The following is a 12,713-nucleotide window of genomic DNA, read 5'->3' as shown; positions in this document are numbered from 1 at the left end:
GACGTTTATTGTATGCTGAATCACGATCACATCTTTGCCGCCTACTAAACTCTATAGTCATGCATAGTTACTCACATCTAATACCGTTACTGCGCTTTCTACTTATGCTTCCTGTCAAACTAACAGGGTCAAACTTTGCTAGCTCTGTTTCCACCCATAACCTTCACCTCTCCTCCTGAATTTCCATAATTTTGAACACCATCGTTCTTACTCAAAAAAATCTATTGCCCTGTGGACAAAACATTTTTTTGACCCGCCCTCTTGCTGTTCCTGGACAAATTACATTCAGCAAAAGAGGTAAAACATCATGGAAACACTCACTAACTCAATGCTTTGCACCTTGATCCATCTGACCAAAAATCAGTTGGAAGCCAAGAGACAAGAGATCGCGAACCTGTCTCAGTACACCACCAAGGTGATCCGCGAGAGCTATAACTCAGAAGTGGAAGAACTGGTAGCCATCAAAGATATACTCGACTCAGTTCTCAAGTTGCACGATGGCAAGCCTCGATCAACCAAGAAATAACCGAGTGGGGCTCAGCCCCACTTTCACTAGCCTAACCACTTAATAAAGTCATAAGTATGTTGCTCAATGCTAAGGCAGCAGAGATACCTATTGCCCAAAATGAGACCTTTTTGGCTTGCTCAGCACTTCCAACCGAGTGTTTAAACTCACAGTACTGGAGGTAGTTGAAATATGCCTGCGGAGAGAGAGTCCATCGTTGACACTCAGCATCGTGGATACTCTGATTCTGTATGGTCGTTAAAATGAATAGCTCACGACATATGTAATCGAACTCCGTTAAGTCAACACCTGAGGCATCACAAGCCTCTTTTTTGGTAAACGACTTATTATTGATTGCATATTCGATTAAATTCACATACCTGTGCGTATCCATTTTCCACTACCATCTATGACCAGAACCACCAAACTATCAAATCCCATAGCCTAACAACAGTCTTTCCTGGTATGACTTTTTGAGCTTTTCTATCAGCTGGTTTTCTGTCGTTTGATTCTTCTCATAGTGCAGGGCTATATCACTCCAGATCATACTGCGCTGTAGCTCCTTGAGCACCTTACAGAATGGCGTTGCTTTTCTGGCACAAGCTGAGAGGAAGTTGCCCATATAAAGCTGGTAGTTCTTGCCCGAGAAGGAAGTCGCTTTTTTGTAGTATCGCTTATAGTGAAGGTTTTCCTCGTAAGACGACTCAGGGAAGGTAAATTCAATGTCTTCCTGAAGCACCGTCCAGATGGGGTCAAGGTAGTTACTGTTGTACTTCAATTTGAAAGAGGTCAGCCCATACTGCCAGAGAGCCTGGATATGCTTGATAATCTGAGAGTATGTTTTCAGATTGACCCCAATCTCTCCAGTTTCCTTGTTGCAGGTTCCCAGGGCAAACTGCTGGATCACTGAGTGATGGTAGCGAAGCTCCACCCTGAAAACGTCATGCTGAGCATCGTAGCCAACATTCCCATCTGAGAGTTTGGTGCTTTCTTCCCATTTATGTTCAATGTAATCAAACTTATCAATGCTTTTAGCCTGTATGGTTTTGTTATACACCGCCAGTTGTACCGCACCCGCCGAACCAAATTTAAACGACTGTGAACGGTCATAGATGCCTGAGATTTCCGAGAAATTGAACTCAGCCTTATCAATACCGTTGTATTGAGATACCCGTCTGGATCGACAGAGCATTCTCTCCGAAAAGTCACTGTCCGGTTTCCAGCCCTGGATATCCACGGCAAGGTGGATAGCAGGATAATGAGGTTCTGCACAGTTCAGAATTTTTCTTGCGATTTTATCGAGAAATTTATCCACAGCCTTTGGCTTCCGGTTATCCAGAAACCAGGGAGAACATTCGATCTTCAGGTGTGAGCCTATGGACTCCGCTTTGGAGTGGAACATTTTGAAGAAGACAATAATCCCCAAGTCATTATTCTGGAGCCGGTACTGATAACCTGAAGCCTTGCCACTTTTGCCCAATAGCCAGTCATAACCGATAAACCGAAATACCTTTTCTCCAAACTCAATGGATTCCTCACAATCCACCAGAAAATCAGGGTTCATCTGCCCACGGTATAGCTGTCTGAGGGTATCCACATAGGTTCCTACTATCTGGAAGTTATCCTGATAAAAGTCAGCCACCTTGCCATACCTGGGGTGAACAAATAATAGCCCTTTGTCGTTTGCAATAGTTTCCGCACCATCCTTTGATAGTTCGTATCTTTCTAACGATTTCATAAGAATTCCTTTTCTTATAACTTTTACATTTCGATGTAGTTCAGTTTAAAGACGTGCTACAGGAACGTCCGCCTGCGAGGGCTGCCGCTGCGCGTGGCAGCCTCGCGCAGTGCCTGGCTCAAGGTACGTCATAGGGCTCGATCTCCCGTCGGTGGTTGCGGCGACTGTTTCGGTCGTGTCGTTTATCCGAGAGTGTTTCGTCAAAGTAGCCATTGCGGACAATGGCCTTACACAGGTAGTCCGGCACATCCATGCGGGTGATCCGCTGGGAGTAACAGATGCAGACTTCCTGAGCAGTCCCCTCCCGCCAGAGCACACAGTTCTCGGGTTTCGGGAAAGAACGGGGTTTGGTCAGGTGATCGTAGACCGGTGCCGTATGTTTCAGCCCGGTGATTCTCGGCTTACGGACTTCAAGGTACTGCTCGCGGCTTTGGGGCTGGAGGTCAGCAACGGGCAGCGGAGTGTCGGATAGTTCCGGAGCTGTTGCGGCTTCGCCGTGTTGATCAGGGAAGAGCGTGGTGAAGCCGAGATACAGTGCAAAGCCAATCACACCGAGCAGCAGCGGGATCAGCCAGACAACCGGCGGCAGACTCAACTTATGAGTATGCTCAAACGCCGAGAAATAGACCCCGAAATATCGTTTGGGCTTACTGGTGACGGACTTTCGTCCCTCACCTTTGGCAAAATGATCATCGGGATCAACGCACTTGTCCCAGGTGTATCGGGTAACTTTTGTTGAACCCCAGAAGTTGAAGTAGTGGGTATGGTGTCCACACAGCCTTCTCAGGTGAACATCGAGAAAATTGGGATGCTGGGTGATCAAGATGACATCAAAGCTGTCATGGCGATGCTTCTCGAATCGAGAAGCGTACAACGGCACTTTATCTTTACCGGAGCGCACTGGAAAGAACTCCTGAGCCTCATCAATCACCAGCACCGAATGACCTTGCAGATCATACCATTGATGAGGGTCAGGAAAGTGTGACCAGTGCAAGTTCAGGTGCTCAAAGTCCTTGAAGGTGAGTTCCACACCTTCAGGAGCCTTCTTCTCGATTTCTGACACCTTCTGCACCAGTGCTGCTGGATAGCAGACTTTGACCCACTTCAGCCATTGCCTCAGTGGATCATGCTGTTTAAATGCCTGTTCCAGAAATGGTGCATCTTCCAATTCCACAAATCGTTTCTGTTCATGGACAGGACGAATCATCGGTTCAATAACCGATTTCTGACTGGTAGTCAGACTTGGAAGGTAGCAGTCGTAGAAAAAAGCCTGAAAACTCTGGCACTGCTGATAGTCCAACAGGTTCAGTTTGATATTGTTGTAGAACTTGGGACGACCCGCATATTTCTTATCAGTGCAGATGGTTTTGAAACAGTTCAGGCTTTTGCTGGCACCTGGCCTGCCAGTGATAAAATGAAGCATGGCATGGTTCCTTTTTCTCCTGTAGGCGTCCTTGCTGGTCGCTGCCCTTGTGTTCCGCAGGAAACGAAGTTCTTTTCACGAAAAGAACATCGTTTCCTGCGGCTGATGAACAACGTTACCTACCGTTTATTCAGGACGTGCCACCAAAGCCTTTCCAGAAGGAAACGCTTTGCTTTGGCCGTCCATTAAAATAGGAGATGCCCTTGATCACCATGATGACTGTGATAAACGACAAGGCGATATTTACCGCTTTGGGAATACCCAACAAGGAAAGCATCTGGAACATGGCCACCGGCATACCATCGAAATTTGCCTGAATCTGATCCCCGAGATAATCAATCAGGAGATCCAGGCCGAAGTAGGTGACAACACCCGCACCCAACCCTCGCAACAACAGCCAGGCAATGGGAACAATGGTGGTGACAATAAAAGTGAGGATATATCCCATACTTTGCTCCTTATTCGTTGCACCTTTTATCCATTACCAAGGGATTTCGCCAAAACGACCGACATAGAGAACCAAGTGGCAAACAGGATGAACCATGAGATATAAGAAGCCAGATCGCACAGGGGAGTCAGGACAATTTCATACTCAGCACCGAGCACGCTGAAACCGATGGGTTCAGGGCACTGGTTATCGGAAGTGACGTATTCATCAGTTTCCAGAAAGTCATCCACATGAATTTCCAGCGTATCGCCTGGCAGTGAACCCAACGGTGACATGTCTGAATGGCTGCTGATAATGGAACTGATTTCACTGTCGTTAAATTCGGAAAGGCAGAGCTGTTTTTTCTGCATTCTGGCAATAGCGCACTGGATGGCATCGCCTGTGCAGGTCACTTCCTTATCACAGCCCAAGCCTGAAAAAGCTGATTTAGGATTATTACTTTCTGCTTGTTTTTCAGCTTGCTGACGAATGCCAGTTTCTCTGACGATTTGTTTTACTGACTGGGCTTCTTGCGTATTCTCGGCAAGATCCTGCTGGTCCAAAATATCGTCGTTGGTTTTGCCATTGGCGTTACCGCCATTTGCCGGATGATCAACAGAATCGGGATCGACTTTATTCCCCTCTGGATAGACGCACAGATACTCACCATTCACATACTGGCAGTTGCTATAGGCGTCCTTCTCAAAACAGACCACCTCACCGTTAAACGTGCCACAGTTGAATTGGTCTTCCCTTGTTTGGTTATCAATGCAGACAGGAACCCCATTCACCAGCTTGCAAGTCTTGTCAGCACTGATGCACACCTGAGTATTGCCATCTGAGCGGCAGGGCAATTCATCTTCATTGATTTCCGTGTATTCACTGACACCGGCAAGCTGGGCAGTTTCTTCATTGCCAGTACAGGCTCCACCGGTAGGAATGTATTCATAGGCAATGGGAGCCAGCGCATTATCATAGTCACGAAATCCGCCTAATGAGGTGTAGCTGCACTGGTTAAAACAGGCTGTTTGCGCATTGGTAGAACTGGTGACTGGTTTTGCATCAAGGCAACTGGTCTGGCCTGCACATTGAAAAGTCTCGGGATCAATACCAGATGGACAAGGCTGCTCAAGGTTAAAACCAACCTTGATGTAGTAGTTTGTAGTGAAACAGATCAAAGGACTGGCTTCACGATCATAAAGATAAAGAAAATTCGGTTCCTGGCAAACTGCTCTGGGATCACAAGGTTCATTGAATTTGCAGTTCAGGTAATCTCGATCTGCTATCCAGGTTGCTTCAGAGAAACCAGAAATAGTGAACAGTGGTAGCAACAAAAACAGCCTGAAATAGTTCATGGCCGCATCATCCAGACAGCCAATAGAACAACCAGCACATAGAACCATCCATAGTCTGGTACCCACATAACCCTGTTGTCCTTTTATCGTTGTTCATACCGACCATTCCTGGTCATAAAGACGGGAGGACAAACCTCCCGCCAACCCATTCAAACAGGTCTCAGCCGAACATCGCGCCTTTGACCCACTTGAACACAACGGCAATGCCAGCCAGTCCCACCAGAGCAGTACCCACCGCAGTAATTGCAGCGGAACCATCGGTGGTCAGGGCCGTGGTTGCAGCTGACACATCAATCTCAGCAAAGGCACTGGATGCCATTGCTGAAGTGGCCAGTATGAGTGCAAGGTGTTTTAGCTTCTTCATGGCTAATCTCCTTGTTGGTTTAACGTAATTGACGAAGGATCAGGGCAAAGATAAACCCAATCACCAGTGCCAACAGCGCGGCACCAATCAGGCTATCCGCCTGTTCTTTCGTCAGCCCATTGGGTGCAGGGATTGCCTGCACCTCTTCCAGTGTCAGGGTGGCGGATTCACCTGAGCAGGAAATCCCACCTTCGGCATCCGTACTAAACCCCTCACACAGAAGTAGTTGCATTATTTAACCGCCTTTTCTAATGCCGGTTTTTTAATGCCAAGAATTTTGATGGAAATTCGTTGCTTTGAACCGGACATGACTTTAGTTCGAAACTCATAAGGCTTTAAAGGCTGTAAAGATTGAAAGTCATAAAGCTTTTCATAATCAGAACTGCAAATCATAACGTCCAGACCGAAAATATTGGGATCGTCATCTTCTCCAGTGGAAGATAAGAAGACTTTCAAATAACGACTGGATTCAAACTCTGTTACTTTTGCTCCCAGGTAAAGTGCCTTTATTGATGATTCCATTTTTTGCTCCTTGTTGAATTAATTGTTTTGGCAATTACAGGTTTAATTGGGAAATAAAAGGATTTCAATAGATGTATTGAAAGTCGCCTGTAACCGCCCATAACCACTAAAAGGAATGCAAATCTTTACAATCCAAAAAGATAAATTGATTTTTTGACAGCGAACCTTGGCAAGGCGATTAATCGCATGGAAGGGCAAGGGGTTGCCCTGCGATTAATATTAACGCCTTGCCTTCACTGTCAATAAATCAATTTAATTATTCAGAATCAGACGACATCTTATTACTGGTTGGCCATGTATCATTAGGAGGCTCACGCCCAATAATCACCCCTTTGGTTCGGTGATAATGGTAGACACATTCCCATATATGGGCCTTGATCCTGTCCATGGCTACCAGGTGTCGTTCCTCCAGAGAGCAGCCAGGCTTAATGCGTGCGCTTTTTCTGTGTCTCATCGCTGTAAGCTTCTGGGTTTGGGCAGGATTTATTTAATTGATGCAACCACTCAGACAAGAAAGCCTGAATGGTTCTTATGGTTTTTAACTCATTTATCCACTGGTTCTTGAGATTTTCAGAAATGATATGCTGACCATTAGTTAAATCATTTTCCAACCGATCTTTTTGATCAACAACTGATTTGATTGCATATTGTATCAGAATCAGCTGAAGATAATGGTCGTTTAATATATCCACTTCCTCAATAGCACTTCCTGTATAAATAAATACATTGCTCATTTTATAGTCCTTATTGTTTGATTAAAGAAGAGTGTTGTTTTTGTTGGCCACCATTTCTCTGAACGTCAGAAGGTTAATAAAGGTACGCCGTCCTATCCGGTATACAGGCAAAATACCTTCTTTCATCCAGTGACGAACTACATGCTCGGTAACGTGGAGAGAATCAGCAAAATCTCTTGGGGAACAGATAATGTCATTGGGCAAAGAGCCCTTAATGATCATGTCTTCAATATCCATACCATCATCCTTGACGATTAAGGTTTATGAAAACTTCTAGTTATGCATAAAACATGCAGATGTAATATTTACATCTATAATTAGACCATGTAAAGGTTTTTATTACCTTGCATGTAGATTTGTCATGTACTGCAAAAAATTATTAGCGCAGGTAGTATTGAGTACATACCAACACTACCCCCCGATTTAACAGCTCAGGAGGCTGGATAGGGGCATAGGAGCTGAAAAATGAGCAGGACTGACAAAAACGGTTTGACCATGAATGGTCGGCTGGAGCTGGTTCGGAGATTGCTGGAGTATACCCGTAAGGAATGGGCTGATTTGCTGGGATGCAGCGTCAACCTGATCGCTAACATAGAGCATGGTCGTCAAAGGCCGACCAGTGATTTACTGGAAGCCATCAGCGAACGCTTTCCTTACCTGATTGAGTACATTATTACCGGTCAGGCTGAGAATATTTTCGGTGAAAAAGAGAAAGCATTCTTAAAAGAACTGGCAGGCTATGAGCCTGAAAAGGTCAAGGAGATCCTCAATTCTAAACCCCGAAAACGCTATTAGCGTGACAAAAGGTCAGTCAGCTTATGAAAATTACAAAAAATCCCAAAACCGGAAAATGGAAACTCGATGTAGAAATCACTAAAGGCAAACGCTATCGCAAAACCTGCAACACCAAGGCAGAATGCCTGGAATACTATCACCAGATCAAATGGAAACATGCTGACCGGGAAGACTATGATCGTCAGGACAATCGTTCTCTGAAAACCATCATTAATCTCTGGTATGAAGGTCGAGGTTGTGAACTGGTCAAAGGAGATCGAATCCGGAGAGTGCTTCATTCCATGGCTGATGTACTTGGAAACCCCGAAGCCCGTCGAATGACACCGAAACGATTTAACGATTACAAGGCGATAAGGCGCATAAAGAGCCAGCAGGACAATAAGGGCATTGCCGACTCTACCCTGAACAATTATCTGACCTATCTCAGGTCGGTATATAACTACCTGATCGCCATTGGAGAGATTAACTATCCCAACCCGCTGGCACAGGCTCATAAAATCAAAGTTCAGGAACCGGAACTGGCCTATCTGACCAGTGATCAAATTGATTGCCTGTTGGCGGTCATAAAGCAGAATTTCAAAGGTAATCATCTGCTATTGGTTACGAAACTCTGCCTTGCTACCGGTGCCCGCTGGAGTGAGATAACCAGCCGGAAAGTCCATCATTTCAAAAACCAGCAGATTGATTTAACCAAAACCAAAGGCAAGCGAATTCGCAGCATTCCCCTCGATGAAGATATCTATGAAGCTGCAAAGCAGCACCTTGAACAGCATGGATCTTTCAAATGTACCCGTAGAGGATTTGCCAAGGCAGTCAAACTCGCAGGAATAAGCTTACCAGAAGGCCAAAACAGCCATGTACTCAGACACACCTTTGCCAGTCATTTTATGATGAACAAGGGAAATATCATCGTTCTCCAGAACATACTGGGGCATACGGATATCAAGCTGACCATGAAATATGCAAAGTTTGATCCTGAGCACTTCAAGGATGCTATCAACCTGAATCCTTTAGCCCAGCTTGAGCGACAGTGATATTATAATAAAATTCAGGGCTGATTTTTTTCGACAATCCTTCGACACATTTTCGACACCTTTCAGAATATCGACCAAAAGGTCAGAATAATTTTCATAGAAACAATCAGTTATAAAATAGCCTGATTTGGGATCGGATATTTCATAAACGTGCTCCCGCTCTCGCTTGTCCTTTGCCCCTCTAAGGGAGTTTTGTTCGGTCGACCGTACTCCCCGGTACGGCGCTCCCTCACAAAATCCCTTAGAGCGACAAAGTCCTGCGCGAGATTCGGGGCAGTTTATGAAATATCCGGGATAGGTTGCTGACAAACGGAAAATACTGATCAGGAATTCTACCTAAACGTCAGTACAACCGCCTCTGCATTTGGTACAAAGATCATAAATTCAGCTTTGCCAGAAAGGCCAGCGGCTTATTTATGATGATCATCACCACTGTCCCGGTAAGCAACCTAACCTCCAAGCAGGAAATATAAAGCCATCATGAGTGATCAACACTTCAACCTGGATCAATATCTGGAAGAACTGAAGCCACTGATTGACGTCGATTGTGGTACCTGGACCCCCGCCGGTGTCAGCAAGGTTGCTGATATCATGACCGAAAAATACCAGGGCATCGGCTGGCAGGTTACCCGTCATACCTTTAATGAAAAAGTAGGCCCCGGCCTGCTGGCGACCAATAAGCCGGACGCCGAAGAGTACGACATCATGCTGATCGGACACCTGGACACTGTTTTCCCGGAAGGTACAGTGGCCGAATGGTCCTTGACCCATGATGGTGAAAAAGCCTACGGTCCGGGCGTGGCTGATATGAAATCCGGCCAGCTCAATATGTTCAAGGCCATCAGCCAGCTGCCAGAAGACGTCGCTGATCGTCTGAGCATCTGCGTCTGTATGAATCCGGATGAAGAAATCGGCTCCATTTACTCCGGCGAGTGGCTCAAGGGCATTGCCAGCAAGAGCCGTTATGTACTGGTGGCTGAAGCTGCCCGTGCTGATGGATCACTGGTTAAAGCGCGTAAAGGAATGGCCTCTTACCAGGTAGAGTTCAAGGGCAAAGCGGCGCACGCGGGTAATGAGCCCGAGAAAGGTATTTCTGCCATTACTGAGCTGGCGCACTGGATCACCACCCTGAACCAGGAAACCAACTTTGCAACTGGCACCACCCTGAACTTCGGTGTTGTCAAGGGCGGTTCCGCCGGTAACGTGGTACCAGACTATGCGTCCACAGTCCTGGATATCCGCTTCTGGGATAACGATGACTACGCCCGTCTGGAAAGTAAGATCCAGCACATGCTGGAAAACCCGTCACTGCCGGGGATTGACATCAAGCTGACCCGCGAAGCCCACAAGCCCGCCTTTACCCCGAATGAAGGCAGTGAAAAACTGATGGCCCTGATTGAAAAAACCGGTCAGGATATGGGACTGAACATTACCTGGCAGGCAGTGGGTGGCGGTTCCGATGCCAACCTGACCGGCTCACTGGGCGTGCCCACAATTGATGGTCTGGGCCCGATTGGCGGTGCCATGCACAGCCGCAAAGAATCTCTGGTGCTGGACTCCATCGAGCCCCGCCTGACACTGCTGCGCAATGTGCTGATCAACCTGGCGGAAACCATTGGCCGATAACAACAGAAACCAATAAATCAGGGCTCATCCACCACCGGTGAGCCCACAAAAGTAAAAACAAAAGGAACTAACAGGCATATTTTCGGTCTAGAAGTTCAATTTCATTAAATCATGTTTATTGTAATGGACCCTAAAAAGACCAGTATTCAAAACGGATACCCCACTGCCCATAACTATTTTCTCTCTCTGGGCAAGCAGCCACAATTAGCTCAAAAACTTAATGCCACTCATGAACAGATGGTATATAACCAGTGGCTGGTAGATCACACTCAATTACCGTTATACCACCCGGTGTATCAGGTTGCGCCATCCAGCACATCTACTCCGGTTTTACAAAGACAGATGTCGCTTAGAAGCCAGACAGAAAATCATTTACCCCGTAACAAGCCATCCTGTCTGCATGCTTTTTTAGAGAGCAGAGCAAATGAGCCCCCTGTCACCTGGCTTGATAAGAAACAAGGTATTCTGAAAATAAATGACTGGTACCTGACAGAAGCTCAATGGAAGCAAGATCAACGTCTTAAAGGCGTCGTGAATCCCAGTGAATTACGTAATGCTTTATGCCACTCAGAAGATATAGACACCCTGTCTGGTCAGCAGTATAAACTCTCGTCGTATAAGACCGACCTGGTTACCAAAATGACAACTACCAGAGCATCGCGTCATCAGCATGCGCCCTACAATATACCTGAGCGACGTAAAGGGCCAGAGCGACGTAAAGGGCCAGAGCGATGCTTATCTACACACTCTTCGGGCACAGGACTGAACATAACCACACAGACTCAACATGAAACAGCAAGGTCACCACAGTTGTATGCCTGTACTTTTTTGGCAAGACAGGCGGATATTGGCCTATCTGTTCAATGGATTAATAAAGACCGGGGAACATTTAAAGTAATAAATACTGAGCAAGTGAAGAAAGAATGGAGTATACTTCAGCGGCAATTTAACGTATCTAATGGCGAAACATTACAAGATGCCTTAATAACAGAGATCGGAAAAAATGATATTGAGTGTGTAGTGCTTACCGATTCACATGAAATCATTTTCCAACTTAAGTTCAAACACTACTCAGCTGATACCATTTCGTCAGCAGAAAATCACCAATCCATTGCATTATCCACTTCAAAGCAAGCTACCCCTTATACAACCCCACCTCCAAACCCGATATCAACACTGGCAAATGCAGGGGGCTCAACGCCTGGTGAGGCCCAGATCAGGAGCACACTCCCTGAGGCTCGAACAGACGCCAGGAAAACGCCATTGAGTGCTCAGTCCGCCAAACCAACTGATTCGATAAAGCCAACTTATAAATCACCAACAACAAAAAGCTGCGAAGACTGCCTGTCTTTTATTTTTTCAAATGCTGATGGACAGCAAAGCTTTGCGACATGGCATGACAGAGCAGCGGGCGAGCTTATAATCGACATGAAAAAATTGACGACCAAATGGCTATCAAGCAATCCATCCGGGTATCGTGAACGGACTGACTTTGATTTTTTTGCCCGGTTTTTTGCAGTACAGAACTACTGGACCTACGATGAAAGCCGGAATATTTTTTCTTTGAATTTACGACACCCTATGGTCCTGAATGCGTTAAAAGTAACGACTCAGGAACCACTCTGCCAATCATCGCCCATCCGGGCATCTGACCCATCAGATCTGGCCAGTAACAACAAGCCGTTATCTGCATCTGAACCAGGAGCCAGTCATCAACCCCCGGGTACGGAAAAAACCAATCTTTTGGCGGCTCGGAAAAACCCGATGCTTGAGTGGATTAAGTAAGATGTGAATGAATGCCGTAAATTCACCGAATGGCATGATGCATCGAGAAATCAGCTCATACTTAATCCGATTGCGCTGCAAAAGTACTGGACTATCAACCTGAAATTTTTCAGTCTGGAAAATATTCCATCCAATGCAGCCCGTCAAAGTATCTCTCAGTTGGTAGAAAAAGGCTTATGCCATTATGACCCTTGCACCAGACTGCTCACCTTAATTTAAATCCGACCTTCACCACCCCTTGGTAACATTTTGATTTTAAACGATTAAATATCGTGCCAACCATATATTCGAATAGAATATATGCTTCAAAATCAAATGATTACGTTATTTTGGTGGTGAAAGTGGGTTAAATCCTTCGCCCCCATTATTGATCGACAATATGATGATTAAAACCTCCGTACTGAT

At 45.9% G+C, this 12,713-nt stretch carries 14 protein-coding genes; 5 read left to right on the top strand and 9 right to left on the bottom strand.

What is annotated here, in order from left to right:
• Positions 1-307: 307 nt before the first annotated feature.
• On the top strand, positions 308-526 hold the full coding sequence (locus ACO6UX_RS22105) for a hypothetical protein (RefSeq protein WP_422450449.1): 219 nt from the start codon (positions 308-310) through the stop codon (positions 524-526).
• Between the two features lie 409 nt (positions 527-935).
• Here the strand turns inward: ACO6UX_RS22105 and ACO6UX_RS22100 are convergent, their stop codons facing one another.
• The 9 genes from ACO6UX_RS22100 to ACO6UX_RS22060 form a co-directional block, all read right to left on the bottom strand.
• On the bottom strand, positions 936-2,243 hold the full coding sequence (locus tag ACO6UX_RS22100) for a hypothetical protein (RefSeq protein WP_422450448.1): 1,308 nt from the start codon (positions 2,241-2,243) through the stop codon (positions 936-938).
• Between the two features lie 118 nt (positions 2,244-2,361).
• Positions 2,362-3,666 (bottom strand): zonular occludens toxin domain-containing protein, encoded by a 1,305-nt coding sequence (locus ACO6UX_RS22095; protein WP_422450447.1) that lies wholly within the window; start codon positions 3,664-3,666, stop codon positions 2,362-2,364.
• A 130-nt stretch (positions 3,667-3,796) separates the two neighbouring features.
• Positions 3,797-4,114 carry a DUF2523 family protein gene (locus tag ACO6UX_RS22090; RefSeq protein ID WP_422450446.1) on the bottom strand — a complete coding sequence of 106 codons (318 nt, stop codon included), beginning with the start codon at positions 4,112-4,114 and terminating at the stop codon, positions 3,797-3,799.
• 26 nt (positions 4,115-4,140) lie between these two features.
• Complete coding sequence (locus tag ACO6UX_RS22085; protein WP_422450445.1) at positions 4,141-5,514, bottom strand: virulence factor TspB C-terminal domain-related protein; 1,374 nt, start codon at positions 5,512-5,514, stop codon at positions 4,141-4,143.
• A gap of 94 nt (positions 5,515-5,608) precedes the next feature.
• Positions 5,609-5,812: a major capsid protein gene (locus tag ACO6UX_RS22080; protein WP_422450444.1), complete on the bottom strand. Its 204-nt coding sequence runs from the start codon at positions 5,810-5,812 to the stop codon at positions 5,609-5,611.
• A 19-nt stretch (positions 5,813-5,831) separates the two neighbouring features.
• Positions 5,832-6,044: a hypothetical protein gene (locus tag ACO6UX_RS22075; protein WP_422450443.1), complete on the bottom strand. Its 213-nt coding sequence runs from the start codon at positions 6,042-6,044 to the stop codon at positions 5,832-5,834.
• Complete coding sequence (locus tag ACO6UX_RS22070) at positions 6,044-6,334, bottom strand: hypothetical protein (RefSeq protein ID WP_422450442.1); 291 nt, start codon at positions 6,332-6,334, stop codon at positions 6,044-6,046. Before ACO6UX_RS22070 ends, ACO6UX_RS22075 begins: the two co-directional genes overlap by 1 nt.
• A gap of 425 nt (positions 6,335-6,759) precedes the next feature.
• Entirely contained in the window at positions 6,760-7,068 is a 309-nt protein-coding gene (locus tag ACO6UX_RS22065; protein WP_422450441.1) for a hypothetical protein, read from the bottom strand.
• A 21-nt stretch (positions 7,069-7,089) separates the two neighbouring features.
• The gene (locus ACO6UX_RS22060; RefSeq protein ID WP_422450440.1) at positions 7,090-7,305 is read right to left on the bottom strand and encodes a MerR family transcriptional regulator; all 216 of its coding nucleotides are present in this window, start codon (positions 7,303-7,305) and stop codon (positions 7,090-7,092) included.
• 228 nt (positions 7,306-7,533) lie between these two features.
• Here ACO6UX_RS22060 and ACO6UX_RS22055 point away from each other — a divergent pair, with 228 nt between their 5' ends.
• From ACO6UX_RS22055 to ACO6UX_RS22040, 4 genes are all read left to right on the top strand, one after another.
• On the top strand, positions 7,534-7,863 hold the full coding sequence (locus tag ACO6UX_RS22055; protein ID WP_422450439.1) for a helix-turn-helix domain-containing protein: 330 nt from the start codon (positions 7,534-7,536) through the stop codon (positions 7,861-7,863).
• A gap of 23 nt (positions 7,864-7,886) precedes the next feature.
• Positions 7,887-8,897: a phage integrase gene (locus tag ACO6UX_RS22050; protein WP_422450438.1), complete on the top strand. Its 1,011-nt coding sequence runs from the start codon at positions 7,887-7,889 to the stop codon at positions 8,895-8,897.
• A 480-nt stretch (positions 8,898-9,377) separates the two neighbouring features.
• Complete coding sequence (locus tag ACO6UX_RS22045) at positions 9,378-10,523, top strand: M20 family metallopeptidase (RefSeq protein ID WP_422450437.1); 1,146 nt, start codon at positions 9,378-9,380, stop codon at positions 10,521-10,523.
• 531 nt (positions 10,524-11,054) lie between these two features.
• Complete coding sequence (locus ACO6UX_RS22040; protein WP_422450436.1) at positions 11,055-12,308, top strand: hypothetical protein; 1,254 nt, start codon at positions 11,055-11,057, stop codon at positions 12,306-12,308.
• The last annotated feature ends 405 nt before the right edge of the window (positions 12,309-12,713 follow it).

It is taken from the genome of Endozoicomonas sp. ALB091, assembly GCF_049310265.1.
Lineage (GTDB): Bacteria > Pseudomonadota > Gammaproteobacteria > Pseudomonadales > Endozoicomonadaceae > Endozoicomonas.
Note: the sequence above shows the minus strand (reverse complement) of the source record. Positions and strands in the feature narration are given on the sequence as shown.